A 20,689-nucleotide genomic window follows, 5' to 3' on the forward strand; every position below is an offset into this window, starting at 1 on the left:
TTCTCGAATTTATGTCGAAATACTCTAATACTCCGAGAAATCGGAGTACGTACCGTTTCAGGGTAATAAGCGCAGGGGGAAACGCCCCCTCGCTTTCCAAAGCAGTTTGAACTTACAAAGAGACTATTTTGGAAAGTGCCTTTGGTGCTTGAGTACGTTAGCTGGACGTCGCAAATAAACAGCAAAATCTCATCTATTAACCACCCTGGCGGGGCATGTTCTCCCGCTGGGAGTCATGCTCCTCAAATAAGGAGTATGGCAATGCATGTCAACTTACCAGCCAGTACAAGTACGTTACTGGTTCAACTAGAAAGAAAAGGTATCGCTATTGAGTCGCAATGCAGAAATGGGTATTGCGGAGCATGTCGGTGCAAGCTGGTAAGAGGGAACATTTCTTACCGTGCTGAACCTATAGCATATCTTAATGATGGTGAAATTTTGCCTTGCTGTGCTACAGCAACGTCAGATGTAACTGTCGATATCTAACCCCAACCCTGAGGAGCTTTAACCTACGGGTTGGGCTCCTCTTTACAAAGAGGAAATATGTATGACCAATCAATACCATCACGATTTTTACCGCAATAGCACTTTCCCTGTTGTTGTTTATGAATTGTGTGAAGAGTCATTAACCATCAAGCCTGTAACAATTGAGGAGTACGGTTTAGCCACTCCAGATTGTACACAGGAAAGCATTCTTTACTATGCGGAAGGCAAACGTTGCCGTTCGTCTGTAGAATACTTCTTCTTAACTCGTAATGATGCAGAAGAAGCTCTAGAGCGTTTAAGAATGTCCTTAACCACCAAGCCAAAATTAGAAGAACTCGCATACGCCCAAGCAACTGCTCAGTACCTGTCAGAATTAGGAAGTGCTGACAATTGGTTCATGGCTTACGAGTATCTAATAGAATGCGTTGAGAAAGGTGAAGAGCCCGATTTAACTGCATGGCAAGCATTTGAACATTGGGAATGGAAAGATATAGCAGATCGTATAGACGATGAGGCTCAATCTATTCTTTCTCTGTTGAAACAGGTGTTAAAACTTGCGAAAGAGGGGATCGTTTATTCGTCCATAAATGACACACTCACAATGGATATGAACCAGCTATGTATGCAAAGCATGGTAGAACTAGGTGCATGTCAGGAGGTGTCCAATGAAGCTGAATAAACGAATAGCTAGTCAAGATGAGCATGGTCGTATTGCCAATATCATCAAATGGTGTAAGCGACACAACCAAACGATCAATGGCTTCCCTTACGGGGATGATTTAGTTGGTTCGGATGGAATTCATCTTGAATTGTTGGTCCCTCAAGGTACTTCTCCTGAGAAGTGTACCGATGCTTTGGTTCAAGGTTACTCAGAGCGAGATGTCGTAACCCATGCGGTGATTGAATGTCCCGCAGATTGGTTTAACGCCTAGGCATTAGATACTGGCTTATAAACTCAGGGAGGTGAGTTATGACCATGCCAAATTCGCAACTAGTTATGTTTGCTGGAAACAACGTGGAAACTGTAGAGGAAGTTCGCTCGATGCAGCTGGCCGTTAGATGTAATGCTTTAAAAGCAAATTCATCGTCGGAAAGAAAAGAGCTCGAATCATTGGAGCTTTGGCTGGAAGAGCAAATTAACTCTCAGATTGTTGGATTTTAACATATGAAACTTAACCCCAAAGGGGCATACCTATGCCCTTTTGGGAGTGGGTTGCCTCTCAATTAAATTTTTAGGAGCAACCCATGAATACTGCAAGCGTATTAACCTACGATGCACAATTACAACTCCCCTTCATTTTTGATGTTCTGCTATTAGAAAATGATGAAGAGCCGATTGAAAAGGTTACTCCCTTAACAATCGTAGCATCATGTTCTGAACGTACAGTCGAGCAAGAGTTTGAAACTGAAATCGAAACTTGGACTGATGGGCAGATTAAAGAGCTAAGAGAGGCATTTTTGCGGTATAGCTTAAATGTCCTTGCTGACGGACGCTCTGGTAAAAAAGCAAAAGATGAAGCTTATGAATGGTTGAACTCTGATGAAGTTCATCCATTTTCATTTGTTACCTGTTGTGTGTTATCTGGTTACGACCCTGATGAAGTGCGTAACCTTTGCCAATACACACTCAGACAGTTAGCCAAAAGAAATAAATAGCCACCAGGAGGAGTATCACCTGCTGGTGGACTCCTCCAAGTTCGAGGAAATTACAATGACTACTTCACTGAAACAGAAAGCAATTGGATTGGCCGCTGCACAAGTCCTTAAATTCAATGATGAATATAAAGGAACATGGTATGACGGCTATTTGCTTTTGCTGGAATGTATGCAGCAAGATCGAGAACCTGAACATTGTGCCATCAGAGATGATGTTGAGTTTTGGTCATGGCATGAGGTAGTGCAATTCATTGATAAAGAGGCTGAAAACATTTGGAAGCCGATGGAAAATGAATTGGCTGACACCAAGCAACTGATTGTTCATGATGCTGCCTCGGGACTTGATAAGTTCTGTGGTATCGACGTTGAACGCTTCGGTGAGCTTGATAAGGCGTGTCAAACTATCGTTCTAAACAAAGCGGTAGTACTTGCTGTAGATAAGGTAAATCGAGATGAACCTGAGAGTGAGCAAACTAAATTCCATGTTCGTTCATATTCTGGACGGTTTATGTATGGTCGTACTTGTCTTGGGATAGATGTCCCCCCAGGAAAAGATCTTTCAGCAGTGGCAAGTTGCATGGGAAATTTATTCAAATTTCTAGGTACACCACGTCAAGATCAAATGGGCAAAGGTACAACCTATTATTGGCCGAATATCGAACAATGTGAATCACACGATGTAGCCTTGTAGGAAACTATAAGGTAGAAATAACAAGCGCAGGGGGAAATGCCCCCTCGCTTTCCAAAGCAGTTTGTACGTACATAGAGACTTTTTTGGAAAGTGCCTTTGGTGCTTGAGTACGTTAGCTGGACGTCGCAAATAAACAGCAATATATCAACCCTGACGGGAGAGCCTCCCGTCGGGAGCTCTCCGTCAATAACCAATAATTGCATGGAGAAGATCATGTCTAAAAACACTAACGATATTTTTACCAATCGCACCCCTTTGGAGTTCTGTGTTTATCCCAAACTAGACCGATGTGTTGGTCTACGTATAGGCTATCCACACTATCGAGAAGGTGCCAATGGCGTTGTCTGTGAGGTTGAAGCAGAATATCCCACACTAAATACTCATTCGAGTGTAGCGTGGCCTCTGGTTGAAGAACTGAATAGCTACACCATCAAAAAACAGAAACAGATAATCGAGGATATTGATGAGGCTGTTGCTGAACTTTTAATGCACAAAGCCAATCTTCTAGAAAATATTCTAAAGCTAGAAGACGGTGAACTTGATTTAAACGAACAAGCGAAAATGCGCTACGAAGAAAACAGTAAGTCTTCTGTCGCGTGATTAGACTGCTATAGGCAAGGGTGATAACCAATGAATGTAGATCAGTTTATTGACGTGATGGGATTGCGATGCCCTGAGCCATTAATGGTGGTTCGTCGTGCAATTCGTCGTATGGGGCCAGGAGAAACACTCGAAGTGAAAGCTGATGACCCAGCTACCACGAGAGATATACCTGACTTTTGTCGCCACATGGATCATCAACTTGTGGAAAGCGAAGTAACCTCTCCCCCATACAAATACATAATCAAGAAACAAATATAAACCCCATAGGGGCGGAAACGTCCTATGGGATAGTTCCGCTCCTTTAATTTAGGAGAAAGGCATGTATATATCGTTACGAGGTCTAAATCACGAGCAATTAAAGTCCAAGATTATCGACCATCGAACAAAGCGCTCATACACTGTTGAAGAGGCTAATACCCCACTACCCAAACAGTCTATTGTCGAGGTAGGACGGCTTTCCTGTGTGTACACAGGTAAGAAATTGTCCCCAGCAGAAGTAAACGCTTATAACGGTTTTACTGAGGAATACAATCGCAGCACATGGCGGCCAGATCAGGATTTCCTCCTAGATCAGAGACATCGCTTATATCATGCAATTTGCCTCGACAACCTTAAACTTCAAGAATCTGCCTAAACCTATGAGGTAGTTCATTTCAAACACTAGCCCACGGGCGCACTTGTGCCCGTAGGGTACAGGTGTGCTCTTTATCTAAGGAGACACCTATGGCCGCTAAATTTATTGAGTTTGATTCACAAAAAGAAGCGATAAATCATCGAGCTAAAGCGGGAGGCTGGATTTTTTCAGCTTTCAGTGGAAAGGCGATATGGTTTAACACGACATTCACACCTCACAAGATTCTTTATCACAGAGCTGTGCGAGGCTTGTCTGGTGAAGTGATTTAACTGATAAGTAAGCCTAAAAGCGTCGGTTCATCCGGCGCTTTCCTAAAGGTTTTAGCTTTCACATGTGAAAGTGGAGTGTAGAACTTATAGGAAAGTGCCGTTGTGTACTGAGTGCGTTAGCTAGACGCCGAAAATAAATAGCATCTATTCACCCAACCGGGTACATCATTCCCGGTTGGGAAAGGTGTACCTTCTATGCAAGAGGATACACTGATGCCTAGTTACAATGAAATCAATGCTCCGTTCTGGAAGAACAGTCTTCATGTTCTTCAACTTCCTGATGAGATGCCTTCTCAAAGAGAGGTTACGTGGCTCATCGAAATATTGAATGCAGCAAATAAACTGTCATCAAAAGGCGCTGTCCTCATTGATGCAGATGATATGGATAACCCTACAGCAGATTTACCCGATGTTCATGTGGAAGTCGATTTTAAAGACGTTTTCACTCCATTGCGCGTAACTTGCTGGCGAGCTCCAATCCCAAAAGATGCAACTGTTGTCGTTGAAATCAAAAACAACGCAATAACCAATTAACCCTTTGGGGCTCCAGACCCTAAGGGGTTCTGGTGGCCCTTGAATTTCAGGAGAAATGAATATGGCTACCATCGTAAATACAAAACTCGGAGAGCATCGCGGTAAGAAAAGAGTATGGCTAGAAGGAGCTAAGTTAGCTCGTGAAGGCTATGAACCAGGCCAAAAGTATGATCTGGTGTTAAAGGACTCTCAGGTTGTTATCCGGGTATGCGATACGGGAAAGTTCACCGTGAGTAAACGTACTCGCAATGGTCGGACTATGCCCATCATTGACGTGAGCTCTCAGGAGCTGGCGGAACTGTTCGATGGCGTTGAGATGCTTCGCGTCTTTATTCGCCAAGGGACAATCGTTATTTCTGCCCACCATCAGCATGAACGTGTTGTTGAGCGGGTAGAGCGCTTGTTCACCAAACTGGAGAATGGAGAGCCTCTGAGCGTTTGCAGCCTGTTTCATGGTGGCGGCGTTTTGGATAAAGCTATCCACTCTGGTCTGGAACGGTCGGGGATCAACAGCTCAATTGCTGTTGCGGTCGAGATGGAAGGTAAATACCTGGATGCTTCCCTTCGCAATAACACCGAATTGTGGGACGACAAATCCATTGTGATTGAGTCGCCTATTCAGTCGGTAAATCTCAGCCGCAAGCCACCGCAGGTTGACCTGCTGGTAGGAGGTATCCCATGCACTGGTGCCAGCCGGGCAGGGCGCTCGAAGAACAAACTATGGGGTGGTGAAATCGGAGGTCACGCTGAATCGCATGAGTCAGCTGGCGCACTGTTTTTCAACTTTTTGCAGTTTGTCGAAGCTCTCAATCCAGCAATGGTGGTAATTGAGAACGTTGATACCTACCAGAAGACTGCGAGCATGGAAGTGATCCGGTCGGTGCTGACCTCTCTGGGGTACAACATTCAGGAGCGTATCCTGGATGGCAATGAGTTTGGTGTTCTTGAACGTCGCAAGCGTCTGTGTGTGGTTGGCACATCTGTTGGTATCGACACGTTCGATATTCGAGAGGTTAAGCCGCTGCGCCAGAAAGAAGCGTGTATCCAAGACATCCTGGAGCCTGTTGAGCTTGATTCACAGCGTTGGAAGTCATTCGACTATCTGGCTGAGAAAGAAAAACGTGACAAGGCCGCTGGTAAAGGCTTTAGCCGTCAATTGCTGACAGGTGAAGAGTCATACCTGGGGACAATTGGGAAAGATTACGCGAAATGCCGTTCGACCGAGCCGTTCATTGTTCATCCAGAACAACCTGAACTGTCTCGAATCCTTACTCCACTGGAGCACTGCCGAGTGAAAGGCATCCCATCAGAATTGATTGAGGGGGAATCTGACACGGTAGCGCATCAGATCCTGGGGCAGTCTATTGTCTTCCCTGCGTTTGAAGCTCTGGCCTACGAATTAGGCCGAAGCTGCTGGCAGCTGGTGGACAAGACTCCGGTACTAGTCGAAGTGGTGGATACCGAGCAGCCTTATATCGGCGGCGAAGACTTCCACTGGGCTCCGGCTTTAATCGAACGATCAGGAATGCTCAAGCTCGCACCAGCAGGTGAAGCCTTGGGTATGCCTATCAATGTAATGAACAATTCGGTCTATTTCGCTGCGGCGGATGGTCCGGACACAAGTTGCGGTCATCAACCAGCAAAATCAATTCCAATCCAAATGGCTGGAGATGAAATTCGCGTTATGGCCGCTTAACACTACCAATAGCTGAGGTGATTCCCAGAAGGGGGTTCCTCAGCCTTACCAGGAGAAATCTATGTGTAAATTATCTATTTATCGTGCTGAACACGGTTCGTATACGGAAGCTCTAAAATGTGCAGCTGTTTACCACTCAACAGGGGATGAGCTTGAACCTGAATTTGTAGATGGTCCAGCTGGTAGAGTGACATATCTAAGTGATATGTATTCTGTCATACAAACAGTTTGCAACGCAGCTGGCCGAGACGATTTGGTCTTCGGTACAGTCATAAACAATATCTTTTGGGAGTTGGATGAGTTAATTGACCACTTTGAAAAGGTAAACCAGTGGCCTTGTGAGAATTACCCTGAGAAGGTTGAAAAGCTTGCTCAAGATGCTCACAAAGGATGTGGACTGATTTATGAACTCTTCGCAAACCGGTATATAGATGCGATTGATAACCTTGTTCTCGACTTACCTAAAGGAGTTAAAGAACAGGTTATCAAGCTTGCTGAAAATTACGGTTACGAAGTCATTACAGCGGAGCAGCAAACTGAAAGCCATGAAGAGCATTGGAATGATGACGTTCATTATTGCTCCCACGGCATAGATGCAAATTGCTGTCCGGCTGGTTGTGGCGATATTGATGATGGGCCATATGACGAAATGCAAGAACCCAGTGGCTATAACGAAGCCGGGGTGATTCATTCGCGTATAGAAGGCATCGTCGGAAATATTAAGCAGGGAGAAACTATATCTCCATTAGATTGGTGCATGTTGAAAAAGTATGTCCATGATAATCCAGATGCGTGTTCTTGGTACGATGATTGTTTTGTTGAGCCATTAAATGGTTCACGAGAAACAGTTCGAAGTGCAGGAGAGCTTGTTAAGTATCTTCAAAGACAAATTCTGGATGCTTGCTTCGATTTTCGTTTAAACAAGCGAGTTGAAGCAGCGAAAAGTGAAAATGGTATTTTAATTCATTGTTCTTTATGAATTAACTTACTCTAAGGTGGATGCGGAGCTTGATAGCTCTGCATCCTTACCTCTTGGTATCATTCTTGACATTTTCTAAAGGCGTTTGTTATAGACGTTTTTGGAAAGTGCCTTGTGCGCTGATGTGCGATAGCTGGTCGCCAAAAACAAACAGCATTACTAATAACCCTACCGGGGATAGCTCTCCGGCAGGAGGCTATCTCCAAAAACTTATGGAGATATAGATATGTCAAAATTCGATCAAATTGCAACCGTACACAAACTGACAGTTGTTAAACAAGCTGATGAGCATGACTCAGAATTCGATGTTTACTTGTGTGAAGACCAGTTCGGTAACGAATGGGCTTTATCAAAAGAAGGAGAACCTGAGTATGCCGAGTGGGGTGTTTATAATTACATCGTTCGCAACAATGTTTGTATGATCACCACGCCAGTATCAACGCCTTGTATGTCTTGGGAGCTTGCAGATCTTCCCAAAGACTATAAAGGTGAACTACAAGTCGGCATGTCAATTGTCTGATACCTATTAACACAAACCCACAGGGGGAACTGACGCCCTGTGCGGCACAGCTCCCTCTCTAACTCTGGATCTGGAGAGAGAAATGACTAAATTAAACCGATATGCACTACGAAGCGCGGTAGAGAAGATCGACGGATACTATCTGCCCCGCCCACACGAGCGCAACAAGACTGATGCTTTTGAGCGAGCTAAGCACGATTGCTTAGCATCCTTACGCCAACAGATTCAAAAGATTGAGTCTATAACGTTTGAACAGTTCACCAGTAAAGATTCGCGCAAGTAGGGAGTAGTGTCATGACAGAAGTGAATAAAACAGAGCGTACTCCAGAGCAAATTGAACTGATCTGGAAGCACACTCATAAAGATATGAAAGGCGTCTCAAATGGTGTGAAAACCATCGTCTACCCAGCTCCTTATAGCTGTCTCGGAACGGTCGAAGACCTGCCTGAGGATGCGTACCAGGACAAGCTACGCTATGCCCGGTACAAGGAATGCTGTGAGAAACGAGATGAGAAGCTGCGGCCAATCATGGTGGAGCATGGTGTCATCGAGCACTTCGATAGCACAATGCAATGGCGTGACGAGCTCGACGACGTAGCGGTGTTTGCTGGATTTACTCTACAGGGTGAAGCTCTGGAAGCTCTGCTGACGGACGTCAAAGCTGCTGACATTACATATCCCAAAACAGCCGGGCTCAAGTACCTTTGATCTGGCATGTAAATTAACCCGAGGGGGAACAAGCGCCCTCTGGGTACTTGTTTTCCCACAACTAAAAGGTGAAGGAAAATGAAAGCATTAACCAGCCAAGAACTAAATATGGCTTTGGCCGCGTTGTTGATAGAAAACAACGCTGGAAATCTCCAATTGCGGGTTTGGGCTGATATAAATAAAGAAGATCCGACGCATGTGATCTCCTTACAAGGAGCAAAGAATGAGATGCGTCAGGAGTAATGCTCAATGAGCGGTAAGTGTGGGAATATCCCCGCACTTTCCCAAGCATCCTAGAGCAGGATTCTTCGGAAAGTGCCTTTGGCGCTTATGTGCGATAGCTGGTCGCCAAAAACAAACAGTACTTATTGTAACCCGCGTGGGGATAGTCCCTGCCGGGGGCTATCTCCATTCAACATGGAGATGACAATTATGAAAATTGAATCTGTAGTTCGTCTTCCAATGGAAGATTCAGGTTTAGGTCACAATATCGTCCGGTTAAATAACCGAAACGTAGACTCAAAGAGAAAAGATCCTAATCGTTTCTTTCGACGAGAGCCAGTAGTGATCTATAACCCCGATAACGGCACAAAAGTAATTCGATATGTAATGGGCAACCCAGGAACAATGTCGATTACCAAAAATGCTGTTGGTCTTGATTACGATGCCGTTGATGCTCTTGGAGTGAAATTTAAAGAAGTGGTATCACTGGAAATGCGGAGAGCTCGCTGGTGGGAAATTTACCAGTGGTTCTGGTTCCACCCTGACTTCTCTATTCGCTTATCAATCCGTCTTGGAGTGGTAGGCGCATTACTCGGCATTCTTGGTTTTTTCACTGGGATCACTCCCATCATTTTAGGCTAACGCCTATCCAAAAGCTCAGAAGCTCCAGAAGGGTGCTTCTGAGCCCACTCTAGAAGGAAATAAGCTTATGTATCAATACGATCATAAAAAACGAAATATTATTGTATCGGTTTTGACTGTTGTGGGTAGTTTGTGTGTTTTGGTGCCGCTTTTGGTCGCCATTTCGTTTGACTGGCCCCCGTTACTTACCGATATGGCCGCATGGTTTGAGAATGCAAAACAATATGCAGTAGCGCAGTTCTGGGGGCTCGTATTTGGAGTGCCTTGTTTATACATTGCATATCGCATTTATAATTGGCTGCCGATCATTCCTTAATATTTCAATATCAAACCCACGGGGGTGTATGTCCCTGTGGGGCGTGCGCCCTCCATACTTTTTACGGAGGATACTATGCAACATCAACTTGACATGCTTGCGTCAGTTTGTGCTGATGAAACACCCGTTATTCATTCGCGCTGCAAATATTGCCAAATTTGGCGGTTCAGCAGCAAAAGTAGTGATCACTAAGCACGGTGGAGAGCTGTATGTGATCAAACACTGGCTGATGTCTGATGTGATTAGTGGCTTAGTAAACAAAAACCCCGGCATTTTTGCTGGGGTTTTTTACTTATGAGAACCAAACGCCCTAAAAGGGCAAATAGACGTTTCGTGAACCATTTGGATTGGCGATAGACTAAAAAAAATGTCGGCTTTGCTGACGTTGAAAGGTAGCTGGCCTACAAGCAGCAACTACATTCTGAATGGAATACATTCCATCAGAAATCTGATTAAATATTTCGGTGTCAGGCCGAAAATACACCTCAAGAACAGTCCACAAGGACTCTCACAACTTAACCCACATGGGTACACGGGACCTATGTGGTAACTGTGTACCCTTCAAACTTCATTGGAGGATACTATGTCAAATTCAAACTATGGATTCCTAGCACTTGCTTTGCGTCAACGATTGATAAAACGCTGGTCACTGATGCATTCAGTACAGCCTGAATCAGTCTTGGAGCATAGTGCTACCGTTACGTTGCTTGCTCTTCTCGCTGGTCATGTCGCAAACCAAAAGGGGAACAAGGTCGATCTTGCCAAAATGCTTTCCCACGCAGCACTACATGATGTAGCCGAAGTTCTCTGTCAGGATGTTGTGACGCCAGTAAAAAAGGCTAATGACACTTTGGCGAGGGAGTTCGAGCGACTTGAAAAAGCTGCTGAGGAGCAGTTAATTCACACGCTACCTTTGGAGCTTCAAGGTGCAGTCGCGGAAGCATTTGCCCCAGGTGGCTATGAACAGCAACTGGTGAAAGCCTGCGATACCTACGCTGCATATATCAAGTGCAAACTTGAAGTGGCAGCTGGCAATGCGCTGGAGTTCCAAGATGCTCTCGACAAGATGATTGGCGTTGTATCTCAGTTGAAATCTGATTTCCCTGAGATCGAAGCAATAGATCAATGGTTCGGTGCTGGACTTAACTTGTCAGTAGATAAATTGCTGTCATGTAGCGATGACGAAGGTTGCTACATCAAATTTGTTACTGATCAGCGTCCGGGAGAGCCAGATATTCTTGCTGGAAATGAACAATCAGATCTTATTCTGACAGATCTCGAAGGCAAAGAGCTCAAACGAATCAAGCCAACTGCACCTTGGACTCATGAAACACTTTCCATGTTAACCATCTCTTCGGAATGGGCCCGTATGGGAGTTGAGGCATACCTTGGAAAGCAGTGGGTTGGGAGTACCGAAGTATGAATAATAATGACTTCAAACTAGTACAAAGAAATACAGATGAATGGGACAAAATGTGGAACGAATTGGCCCAACATCCATTAAATAATGGCGACGCGGTTTGTGAAGAGTCAGTTACTGGAGAGTGCTGGCAATACATGGGTACGCAAGGTGGTAAGCACAATTTTCGCCACCGCTGTCACCCTAAAACAGGTTGCCGCCAATACCTAGATATCGACGCTGTGACCGTATAAGTAAACCAATCTTTAAACCCTAACGGGGCATCAAAGCCCCTTTGGGGCCTTGGTGTCCCTCAATGACATATTTGGAGGATTCCATGTCAATTTGTGATGAAGCAATGTCTAAGGCCACTAACAAAGGCTATTTAATAACCGCAGAAGGCTGCACTCCAGTCGATATTCCAAAAGAAGACGGATTACAAACTATGTATAAGCTAATCGGCTGTAGCATGGTCCAGAGCTTTGATTGGGAGCTATCGAATGGAAAAACAGTCAGTCTTTATCTTGATGAAGAAGGACTGTTCAGTAGCGGTATCAAGCTCGGTTGTATATTACATGGTGCAGATTCACCTGTTGTAGGCAACATCATCGTGCTGGGTACTCCAGATTACAGCGATGGTGAAGGTTATGACACTTCTGCACCGGAAGACTTTGAAGAGCATCAGTTGATCGCTCGGAAAGGTCTTTTGGACATCTGTGCTTAACTATTAAATCCGAAATCATTAAAACCCTAAGGGGGCACCAATCCCTTAGGGGGAGGTGTCTCCTCAAAAAAACAAGGAGATAGCTATGATTAAAACTCATTTCAATAACCAACTGAAAAAACTTGGCTACCCAGAAGGTCTGACAATCGAGTACAGCCTTAGTTACTGTCAAGGTGATGGTATGAGTTTCTATGGAAACCTCGATGAGGATGATGTAGAGAAGCTTATGCTGCGAATTTATGACCCAAATACAGCAGGTGAAAACGCCGTACTTCGCGTAAAAAACCTTTTGGTTCGTAAAGAAGCATTATCTATGTTGGAAATATTAAGGGAAGCAGATATAGGATGTTGCAGAATGTCGATTGAGCGAAACTCTCATGGGCATCGGTACAGCCACTATAACTGCATGGATCTTTGTCATGAAGTCGATTTTGAAAGTTTCTCTGAGGAGCATTTTGAAGCGATTCGTGCCGCTGGTCTGGTAACAGGTGAAGTGACTGATGAGCACATCACTAGATGGCAAAGCATTTGGAACGACTTTGTGAGTCGTCTCGAACATGACATCAAATCTACATCCCAACAGCTTGAAGCCGAAGGCTATGCGCTGGTGGAAGGTACGCCATACGAAGAAGTTGTTTCCTGGGAGTTTAATACAGCTGACTACACAGTCCAGCTTAAAGAGCATCCCGAGCATGACTTTGATATTGGATGCTGGGACGAAGAGTTAGCATTACAAACAATACAGGATATTGTTGATGGTAAGCAGCGCTATCTGAGGTTGGAAGCTAAGATCCTCGACCGAGAGACGGAAGAGGAACTAGCATCTGAATCTATAGGTGGCCTGGTTATAGATGTTAATGACAGAAGTTATGGAAGTTACCGCCGCGAATTGGTCAGTAATGCCATAGCAGAAGTTCGTAAAATACAGCTCAAAAATGCTATATCAGAACATCATCAAATGCAGGAATCGTTAGTTCGTAAAGCGGCCTAACATTTTTACTTAACCCTAGAGGGGGGCTTGCTCCCCTTGTGGGGCAACCCCCTTCGATTTAAATAATTGAAGGAGAAACACTATGGGATTTTTTAGCTGGAAAACGTGTGATTCAAAAGAAAGCATCTCGAATGTATATTCTGGACGTCAAGTTCGCACTGTTTACTTACTACAACCTCATGGTCAGAAACCATTACAGGAAAATGCTTACGAGGGCTATGGCATATTTGGTGGAGTCAACGCCCATGTCTGGCTGGCAAAAGCAAACTTAGATAAGAACATTGCATCTGGAATGGATGACGAAACTTTGCGGATCATAGGGGTTTATCTGAGCTGTGGCTTTGATTTTTACCGAGATAAGAACAAGCAAGTTTATGCTTGTTCAGACAAGGTGATGGTGATAGAAGCTCTTGGCTTGTTTGACTTCCCGATTGTAAAGATAAATGGTTATGATGAAATGTTCACCGTCGATGGAGTATCTGGCACAATGGAACAGCATGAATGGAATGGACGTTTAACAAAGCAAACTCCGCCTTCAATTGCTTATCCTCTGAAATTTTCGTTTAACGAAAATGCGCGATATGAAGCCTATTCGGCATCAGAGTCGTGTGACAAGCAAGGATATTTCTACGATGATTAACAGTGAGGGGCGAAAGCCCCCACTTTCCCTTAGGTGTTATAGAGCACCTAACGGAAAGTGACGAATTCTACTCTCATTGAGAGTGAAGACGCGATAGCTGGTCGCTAAAAACAAACAGCATTCAATTTAAGTGAAAGTTCTCTTTCACCCTTCATAACCCAGTCGGGTACACCAACCCGACATGGGCCAGGTGTACCTGCAAACTGTAGGAGTACACCTATGTCTAACATTGCAATTCTGCAACATCTGCAACAACGTATGCTTGAAATTTCGAATGCGGAAAAACTACCTCTCCATTTCAAATCTAATTTGGAGATTGATGGTAAAGAGCTCGAACGTTTCAAAAGCAACCCAAGCGGTAAATTCGTTTGGTTACTGCGTCCTTCTGGAACTCAAATCGTTCCGGTCGGACTTGGCGTTAATCCCGTTCATATAACGTATTGGATCTGGTCAGAACAAGGACCAGAAACCAAAGCGTTTGTCGTGGATATCAACGCTGGCACCATAGAGAAGATTACTCATGAACAAGCAGAGAGCCTCATTATGATGCCTCCTTGCAAAATCTCTACTCTAATGAGTAAAGAAGAAGTAATCGAGAAAGTAGCTTACGTTCTCCGCGAAGGCGTAAACAGTAAGATTTGGGGAGCTTTTAATCCTCCATCTCTTGATGATTACGCTAAGTGGAATTGGATCGACTGGCTAACTTACTTCAAATCATCAGGTAATCACCTGATGCAATCCTTCTTGGGTAAGGCCATACGCAGAGTTAATGGTCAATAGCCCAAAATCAAACCCCAGCCGGGGAGAGCATCTCCGGTAGGGGAGCCTCCTTGGCTATTTTTTCCCGGTGTCGGGGTTTCCCTAAAGCCCCTGATACGGGGGGACTTAGGGAAGCCTCGATGTCGGGGTTTCAGCTAAGGAGAAACACTATGGATAACTCATATTTCTATAAAGCAGACGAAGTTCGTAGCCTCGCTAAGGGTCAATGGCTTTTCATTTTGGCGCATTTAATGCCTGAACTGGAACCAGCACTCAAAAAAGCGGGAAAGTCCCATGTTACATGTCCGTTTCATGGTGGAAAAAAAGACTTCCGTATGTTCAAAGATGCTCACGAAACAGGTGGTGCTATTTGTTCTTGCGGTTCTTGGCATGATGGCTTTGAGCTATTAAACCAAGCAAGAGGGTGGGATTTTGCTGAATGCCTACAGCAAGTTGGTGACTTGTTGATGGCTCCAAAGCATTTCAAGCGTCAGCAAAGCTCCAATAATACAAGTTCACCGCGCCGAGCACAGCAATCTGCTCCGGCAAAAGTGAATAACACCAAATACGATCCAAATCGTCGCCCTAAGTATCAGGGCACTTTAATTGCTCACGGTCAAGCTCCTTACCAGGACGACCCGATAAATGAACCAAGCTATTTTGCTTACATTCGTTTATCAACGGGCAATGAACGTAAGATTTGGGGCGTTGATCTAGAAAGAGCAATCGGAGAATGCGGTGCTGTATATGGTGATGAAGTCACTCTCACAAATTTGGGACGTGAAGCTGTTACCGTAATGCAGCCTGTATTTGAAGAAGGCACTGGAGAGATCATTGGTGAGAAACCAGTTCAAACACATCGCAATACGTGGTTGGTTGAAGTGAAAACTAAGAGTGTTCGTACTGCTAAACCAGAGTCTGTAGCGCAGGCAAAGGTTTCAAACAGCAGCTATGTCTCTCACTCTGCTCCTGGTTCTTATAACGAAGAGTCATGGGCTGATTCAAATGTTCCGACAGAACAACATGAGGATAATCATTCTTCATGTAGCCCTGTTGAGCATCACCAAGAAGCCGTAGTTGAACAAGAACATTCAGAAAGCAAGGTTGTTCCGCTCTTTGCTGAGCAGTCAAAGCCTTGGTTGATGGAACTTCAAGAGGAAATGCAAAAGAGAGCTCAACGCGAACGTGTTTACAATGCTCGCCTTTGTGAAAAAATTGAGAAGATCTGGAATGAATGTTTGCCCTTTAACTGTGCAGCAGCTGAGCCGTTACGTGCCTATTTCGTCAATCGCAAACTTTTGTTTGCACATGATGTAGTAGAACAGACAGACAGCCTGCGATTCCACCCAAGTATGTCCTATTACGATGAAGATGGTAATGAGGTTGGAAAATTTCCAGCCGCAGTACAAGCCATCCGAGACGCGAAAGGAAACTTGGTTACTTTACATCGTACATATCTGACCAAAAGTGGTAAGAAGGCCAAAGTAGAATGCGCTAAAAAGATGATGCCTGTTCCTGATGGATTGAGTGTCACTGGCGGTGCAGTTCGCTTAGGTATGCCAACAGAAGGAGTATTAGGTTTGGCAGAAGGCTTGGAAACAGCATTGTCTGGGTTCCGTGCTACTCACATCCCTACATGGTCCACAGTGAATGCTACTCTTTTGGAAAACTTTGAAGTTCCAGACGAGTTAGACATCCACACTGTCGTTATCTTTGCAGATAAGGATAAGTCGCTAACAGGGGAACGCTCCGCAAATGTGCTGAAATCTAAGCTTGAAAAGCAAGGATATACAGTTCATGTGCTGTTACCTAAGCTGCCCATTCCACCTCGTGCAAAAGGTATAGATTGGAACGATGTCCTGGTAACTCAAGGACAGATGGGATTCCCGCCGATTAGTACACTCCGCGAGTTTATTGCGCGTAGGGCAGGTGCTTATGGGCGTGTATAACCTAGCAGAAGTAAACACTGAGCCAGGTAACGAAGCTACTTGTCCCTTCTCACCTCCTTTGGGGTGGGAAGGTGATGAGAGCGCCTATCTAGAATTGATGCGTCAACGTTACAAAGACAGAAACTTCAACCAATTAATAATTGGAACTGTCTGGTGTTCAAAAAAAATGGACATACATTACTCTGGGCCGTTTGCAGAACAGGCAGCTCAGATTGTTAATAAACTCCGGTAGCATTTTAGCTACCGGACCATCTAATTACTGAGGGGAACCAAACCTGATGGGTCTGTTCGTCTCACCAAAGGAGAATAACTATGGATATGCCGCAACATCTTCGAAACCCAATGGTAGTTGAAGATGCAATGAAAAAAGCTGAGCCGCTTGCAAAGCAAATGGGGCTTAGTTCTATACCTGACGACATGCTTGAGTTGATCTGTCCGAACTTAACTTTCGCAGGACAATTCACGCCAGGGCTTTACGCAAGATTTCAGAGTGTGAAGCAACTACTGAAATCACTATCGGAACAACACAAACCTAAGCATGGCCATATTGTGAATTTAACGACACAATATGCGAGTTACGAAGAAGCAGTCTTGCTTTTACGTGAAGGTGAAATCAGAGGTGAGAATTTGATAGCTTCTGTGGGTGGAAAAAACCTAGATGATTTCGATATGCGAGATTATGGCATAGCGATGCATGTTGGCTGCGGTGGACCATTTAACCCCATTACTGATAAGCATATTCAAACACTATTCGAGTTCGATATGTTTGAGACTACTTATAACTTTTGGGGAGCTTATTGTGGTAATGGAATGATTGAAGTTACTGTTCCAATGAAGCGATGGTTTTTAACTTTGAATGAATAAATATTAATTTTTCAGTTTAACCCTGGAGGGAGATGTGCCCTCTAGGGGCTCTCTCCTTAAAAACTAAGGAGATAACAATGATTAAGTATATTTTTAACACTTCATTAAGGCAGGAAGTGATTATTGATACCGATAGCAATATTGATGGATATCAATACCACTATATTAATGTTGTTGAACACATTGCTTCTGGTGGAGAGGTTCAAAGGTTTTATCAGGCTGTCGTTGTAACAAAAACTAGTAGTCTTACTTACCACGATAGTTTTGCTACAGACTGGTTTTTGATTAAAAACAATAAACTTTATGTTTGTACTGATGAAAATGGGGAATGTCTTGTTGAATATAGCTCTGAGCATGAAGGCGAAACATTGCCCCTGACTCCTTTTTCCCGAATTGAAATATGTGTAAATAAGAAGGACTCGGCAATTGGATACGCCGTAGCTGAGTTCGCAAAAAGTGTTATAGACAGGGTATTCAATGTCAATGTTGCAAGTATCCCTGTCGTTAACCTGGGATAGTTCAAAAGCGCAGGGGGAAACCCCTCGCTTTCCTAAGCATCCTAAACAGGTTTCTTAGGAAAGTGCCTTGAGCGCTGATGTGCGATAGCTGGTCGCCATAAATAAACAGCATTAATTCACTTTTTATAACCCACGAGGGTACATCACCCTCTTGGGGTTGGTGTACCCATTTGAAAGGAGTACACCATATGAACCAAGCACTTCAATTGAACCCAACTCAAGTACGCGAACAAGCATCGGTAAGAAGGCTGGATTTTTAAGGCTTTGTTCATGCATTATAAATCTGCCGAGATTGGGCATTTCCGCGTTAGTTAACTAAGTGTTCTCTGGTGTATAAGTGTAATTCTATAGTAGAACCAAGAGTCTTATTATATGGGCAAGTTAGACGACACCGGAGAGTATTTACCTTTTGCAAAGAAGCATTTGGTATTAGGGAAAGATAACGGCGACACAAACATTAGCCTTAAATCAATTTGGCCGGAACCTAATTGGCAAGAATTGTGTGATGATGGTCTGTCAGTTGAAGTATGCGCATATTTATCGGTTTACTATTCTGGTTGGAGGAATAACCCCCGTCCAGCTCAGCCATCTGTCAGTCAAGAGCAATGGACAAACGCATACGAAAAATCACTACTTGTTTTGCAAGAGTTGTTTGAAAACGTAGCTGACAATGATGATGTAAAGTTGCTACCGGAACGATTTCGGAGTCGGATGGGTATCCCTAAGAAAACTGGTAGGCAACATATTAGAGATGTTTACCCATTGTACGCTGTTGGTAGAGGTGAAAATAGAACCTACAAAACTCCGTTTGCCTTGACGCTACGACAATCATCTTTAATTCATTTGCTGCCAAAATTAGGGTGGCCTTATACAATCAAGCCATACAATGTTGACCTATTTCCGGTGGCCTTCGAGGGGGGATTCTACCGACTGTGCTCGATACAAGGAAAACGGTTTGTATATAAAGAAACAGAAGAGTTCCCTAACAAATTCAAAAGTGAAACGGATGCTATAAATGCATTACGTTGTCACATGAATTTAGATGTATCGCCCTATATCCCCAGAAAGAAAATCGAAACGATAAGAAACATACAGCTCAGCTATGATGTTACACCAGAACAATTCATAAACACGTTCAATTTTAGAGGAGTTCAGTTTGGGAGCTCTATGCCAGACAAAGAACGTCAACTGTTTGTAAACAATAGCTTTTATGCATTCAAGGTATTAGCTCATATATTAGAGATACCAGACGGATGGATAGGGCTTGGAGGACAACTTGGCATAGCTTTCGGCGCAAGGGGGCAGGGGAAAGCAAGCGCCCATTATGAGCCAGACCTAAATATCATCAATTTGACTCGGCGGAGTGGACCTGGTGCAATTTCTCACGAGTGGTTCCACGGAGTTGATGCTCTTCTGGCAAGGTCTAGAGGATATGAGGGTAAATTGATCAGTGAGTTTATTACTGGCGTAGACATGGAAAACGCACCTGATAAGTTCAGGAAAAACATTCTCCTTATGAGGAATATCATTACTAAGCAACTTTGCTCTGGTACTAAGTATTTCAATCAATCACAGAAACTGGCAGGCCAGAAGGGAGCGCGAAAATACTGGATAGAAAGAAGCGAGATGTTAGCCAGGGCTTTTGAAGCTTTTGTCCAGGACTCACTTATAAGCAAAGGAATAAGTTGTGATTGGCTTGTTATGGACACTTTACTTTCAGATGTGCCTAAAGAACATCATGACAAGCATCCTTACCCGCAAGGCGATGAACGCAAGAATTTAAACTACTCGATGTTTAATCTAATGAAAGGGATTTGGAGTAATTAGGTTTAGCTTCTTGATAAAAAGTAGTCGAGTAGAGCACCTTTTCTAATCTCCTTTTTTTTAAACTGATCAAGCATATAGAAAAAATCAACATGATCGATACCATACAAGTCAAGGAGAGCTAATGCATCAAATAGGTCAATCCCAGTATGACCATTTTCGAACTTGGAAATGAAAGATTGGTTAACACCGATATGGTTGGCCGCGTCAGCCTGAGATAAGTTGCTTTTTTTCCGAAGCTCCTTAAACAGGTCACAGACAAATAAATATTCACTTCCTCCTTTCTGATAGAAATTCACAAAACACCTTGAAAATTATCTAGTCCACGAGTTACGCATGAACATGCGCGTCAACGAAGCGACAAAATTGGATTTCTCTTGATCATTCATCCGGGAAAAGTTGGCAAGATACATTTCCCGTTGAGTTACGATTGTCATTAGATTTGCCTCTAGCGGAGATGATGAGTCAATCAATAACTGAATGCGTTCAGGGATCTCCTCGGCAGTGCTAATGTCAAAATTTGTATTGTTTAACAAGAACATGCTGTTTCACCCATAAGAACCCCGTGGGATTATACACCCAAAGGTCAATTATTCCGAGTGGAATAATTCGCAAGACTTTAGCCGAAAACCAACCGGATTGGCTGGTGGTGAAATATGCAACCTGAGGGAGGACTTTTTTGTCGCCACAAGCCAATGTTTTCGCACAATATAGTTTGTACACAGCTAGGACAGTAGATCAGGCACTTACAGCAATCGGTACAATAAAGTTTTGTTACTATCGCGTATTGTCTGCTTGCTGCTGCGTCTGGACCTAGCTCTGCCCTACAAAACTCATGGTCTCTAAGGTTCTGATTTAGCGAAGGTTAGAAATTAGTGTACAAACTTTATTATTCCAAACCTGCCTTTATGTACAAACTTTCTGGTCACTGTACAAACTTTATTGTTCCAGAACAGCCAATAACTGGTGTAATATTAACCTTAAATTCTCTACTTACGAAAATGTACCTTTTCCAAAGTAGAGCTTGTAAAATTTAAAGGTCGAATAGTTTGCGACTCACTTTTC

30 protein-coding genes are annotated in these 20,689 nt (G+C 43.8%); 29 read left to right on the forward strand and 1 reads right to left on the reverse strand.

What is annotated here, in order from left to right; translation table 11 throughout:
- Positions 1-261: 261 nt before the first annotated feature.
- The 29 genes from yfaE to R7E78_RS09960 all read left to right on the forward strand — a co-directional run bounded on the left by yfaE (position 262) and on the right by R7E78_RS09960 (position 19,627).
- Positions 262-486, forward strand: coding sequence for a class I ribonucleotide reductase maintenance protein YfaE (gene yfaE, locus R7E78_RS09820; RefSeq protein ID WP_014386749.1), 225 nt, complete (start codon positions 262-264; stop codon positions 484-486).
- Between the two features lie 61 nt (positions 487-547).
- Positions 548-1,165, forward strand: coding sequence for a hypothetical protein (locus tag R7E78_RS09825; RefSeq protein WP_228125693.1), 618 nt, complete (start codon positions 548-550; stop codon positions 1,163-1,165).
- On the forward strand, positions 1,152-1,418 hold the full coding sequence (locus tag R7E78_RS09830) for a hypothetical protein (protein WP_052715029.1): 267 nt from the start codon (positions 1,152-1,154) through the stop codon (positions 1,416-1,418). The genes R7E78_RS09825 and R7E78_RS09830 overlap by 14 nt, the downstream gene beginning before the upstream one ends.
- A gap of 38 nt (positions 1,419-1,456) precedes the next feature.
- A complete protein-coding gene (locus R7E78_RS09835) occupies positions 1,457-1,648 on the forward strand; it encodes a hypothetical protein (protein WP_046224178.1) in 192 nt (63 codons plus the stop codon).
- A gap of 83 nt (positions 1,649-1,731) precedes the next feature.
- Positions 1,732-2,142, forward strand: coding sequence for a hypothetical protein (locus R7E78_RS09840; protein WP_052715028.1), 411 nt, complete (start codon positions 1,732-1,734; stop codon positions 2,140-2,142).
- Between the two features lie 55 nt (positions 2,143-2,197).
- On the forward strand, positions 2,198-2,833 hold the full coding sequence (locus tag R7E78_RS09845; protein ID WP_138221986.1) for a hypothetical protein: 636 nt from the start codon (positions 2,198-2,200) through the stop codon (positions 2,831-2,833).
- Between the two features lie 213 nt (positions 2,834-3,046).
- Entirely contained in the window at positions 3,047-3,433 is a 387-nt protein-coding gene (locus R7E78_RS09850; RefSeq protein ID WP_017085262.1) for a hypothetical protein, read from the forward strand.
- Between the two features lie 30 nt (positions 3,434-3,463).
- Entirely contained in the window at positions 3,464-3,694 is a 231-nt protein-coding gene (tusA, locus tag R7E78_RS09855) for a sulfurtransferase TusA (RefSeq protein WP_014386756.1), read from the forward strand.
- Between the two features lie 465 nt (positions 3,695-4,159).
- On the forward strand, positions 4,160-4,339 hold the full coding sequence (locus R7E78_RS09860; RefSeq protein WP_017085264.1) for a hypothetical protein: 180 nt from the start codon (positions 4,160-4,162) through the stop codon (positions 4,337-4,339).
- 195 nt (positions 4,340-4,534) lie between these two features.
- Positions 4,535-4,873, forward strand: a complete 339-nt coding sequence (locus tag R7E78_RS09865) for a hypothetical protein (protein WP_046224176.1) — start codon at positions 4,535-4,537, stop codon at positions 4,871-4,873.
- Between the two features lie 61 nt (positions 4,874-4,934).
- Positions 4,935-6,569: a DNA cytosine methyltransferase gene (locus tag R7E78_RS09870; protein ID WP_138221987.1), complete on the forward strand. Its 1,635-nt coding sequence runs from the start codon at positions 4,935-4,937 to the stop codon at positions 6,567-6,569.
- Between the two features lie 61 nt (positions 6,570-6,630).
- A complete protein-coding gene (locus R7E78_RS09875; protein ID WP_014386760.1) occupies positions 6,631-7,548 on the forward strand; it encodes a hypothetical protein in 918 nt (305 codons plus the stop codon).
- A gap of 226 nt (positions 7,549-7,774) precedes the next feature.
- Positions 7,775-8,068 (forward strand): hypothetical protein, encoded by a 294-nt coding sequence (locus R7E78_RS09880; protein ID WP_014386761.1) that lies wholly within the window; start codon positions 7,775-7,777, stop codon positions 8,066-8,068.
- Between the two features lie 82 nt (positions 8,069-8,150).
- Entirely contained in the window at positions 8,151-8,351 is a 201-nt protein-coding gene (locus R7E78_RS09885; protein WP_046224174.1) for a hypothetical protein, read from the forward strand.
- An 11-nt stretch (positions 8,352-8,362) separates the two neighbouring features.
- Complete coding sequence (locus R7E78_RS09890) at positions 8,363-8,776, forward strand: hypothetical protein (RefSeq protein WP_014386763.1); 414 nt, start codon at positions 8,363-8,365, stop codon at positions 8,774-8,776.
- 78 nt (positions 8,777-8,854) lie between these two features.
- Positions 8,855-9,019, forward strand: coding sequence for a hypothetical protein (locus tag R7E78_RS09895; protein WP_153274588.1), 165 nt, complete (start codon positions 8,855-8,857; stop codon positions 9,017-9,019).
- 189 nt (positions 9,020-9,208) lie between these two features.
- A complete protein-coding gene (locus R7E78_RS09900) occupies positions 9,209-9,640 on the forward strand; it encodes a hypothetical protein (protein WP_138221988.1) in 432 nt (143 codons plus the stop codon).
- Positions 9,641-9,707: 67 nt separating this feature from the next.
- Entirely contained in the window at positions 9,708-9,956 is a 249-nt protein-coding gene (locus R7E78_RS09905; RefSeq protein WP_014386766.1) for a hypothetical protein, read from the forward strand.
- Positions 9,957-10,071: 115 nt separating this feature from the next.
- Complete coding sequence (locus tag R7E78_RS09910) at positions 10,072-10,254, forward strand: hypothetical protein (RefSeq protein WP_138221989.1); 183 nt, start codon at positions 10,072-10,074, stop codon at positions 10,252-10,254.
- Positions 10,255-10,539: 285 nt separating this feature from the next.
- On the forward strand, positions 10,540-11,379 hold the full coding sequence (yfbR, locus tag R7E78_RS09915) for a 5'-deoxynucleotidase (RefSeq protein ID WP_014386768.1): 840 nt from the start codon (positions 10,540-10,542) through the stop codon (positions 11,377-11,379).
- Positions 11,376-11,609 carry a hypothetical protein gene (locus R7E78_RS09920; protein ID WP_014386769.1) on the forward strand — a complete coding sequence of 78 codons (234 nt, stop codon included), beginning with the start codon at positions 11,376-11,378 and terminating at the stop codon, positions 11,607-11,609. Before yfbR ends, R7E78_RS09920 begins: the two co-directional genes overlap by 4 nt.
- An 83-nt stretch (positions 11,610-11,692) precedes the next feature.
- Complete coding sequence (locus R7E78_RS09925; protein ID WP_014386770.1) at positions 11,693-12,079, forward strand: hypothetical protein; 387 nt, start codon at positions 11,693-11,695, stop codon at positions 12,077-12,079.
- Between the two features lie 85 nt (positions 12,080-12,164).
- Positions 12,165-13,070, forward strand: coding sequence for an NgrC (locus R7E78_RS09930; protein WP_138221991.1), 906 nt, complete (start codon positions 12,165-12,167; stop codon positions 13,068-13,070).
- A gap of 82 nt (positions 13,071-13,152) precedes the next feature.
- Positions 13,153-13,710: a hypothetical protein gene (locus R7E78_RS09935; protein ID WP_014386772.1), complete on the forward strand. Its 558-nt coding sequence runs from the start codon at positions 13,153-13,155 to the stop codon at positions 13,708-13,710.
- A 219-nt stretch (positions 13,711-13,929) separates the two neighbouring features.
- Positions 13,930-14,490, forward strand: coding sequence for a hypothetical protein (locus R7E78_RS09940; RefSeq protein ID WP_014386773.1), 561 nt, complete (start codon positions 13,930-13,932; stop codon positions 14,488-14,490).
- Positions 14,491-14,639: 149 nt separating this feature from the next.
- Entirely contained in the window at positions 14,640-16,418 is a 1,779-nt protein-coding gene (locus tag R7E78_RS09945; RefSeq protein ID WP_041154738.1) for a toprim domain-containing protein, read from the forward strand.
- A gap of 312 nt (positions 16,419-16,730) precedes the next feature.
- The gene (locus tag R7E78_RS09950; protein ID WP_032073025.1) at positions 16,731-17,282 is read left to right on the forward strand and encodes a hypothetical protein; all 552 of its coding nucleotides are present in this window, start codon (positions 16,731-16,733) and stop codon (positions 17,280-17,282) included.
- Positions 17,283-17,359: 77 nt separating this feature from the next.
- A complete protein-coding gene (locus R7E78_RS09955) occupies positions 17,360-17,800 on the forward strand; it encodes a hypothetical protein (RefSeq protein WP_014386777.1) in 441 nt (146 codons plus the stop codon).
- Positions 17,801-18,172: 372 nt separating this feature from the next.
- On the forward strand, positions 18,173-19,627 hold the full coding sequence (locus R7E78_RS09960) for an LPD1 domain-containing protein (RefSeq protein ID WP_014386778.1): 1,455 nt from the start codon (positions 18,173-18,175) through the stop codon (positions 19,625-19,627).
- A 2-nt stretch (positions 19,628-19,629) separates the two neighbouring features.
- Here R7E78_RS09960 and R7E78_RS09965 read toward each other — a convergent pair whose 3' ends face one another.
- The gene (locus R7E78_RS09965) at positions 19,630-19,923 is read right to left on the reverse strand and encodes a helix-turn-helix domain-containing protein (RefSeq protein WP_014386779.1); all 294 of its coding nucleotides are present in this window, start codon (positions 19,921-19,923) and stop codon (positions 19,630-19,632) included.
- Positions 19,924-20,689 lie beyond the last annotated feature (766 nt).

The organism is Vibrio sp. YT-19(2023), from assembly GCF_033337395.1.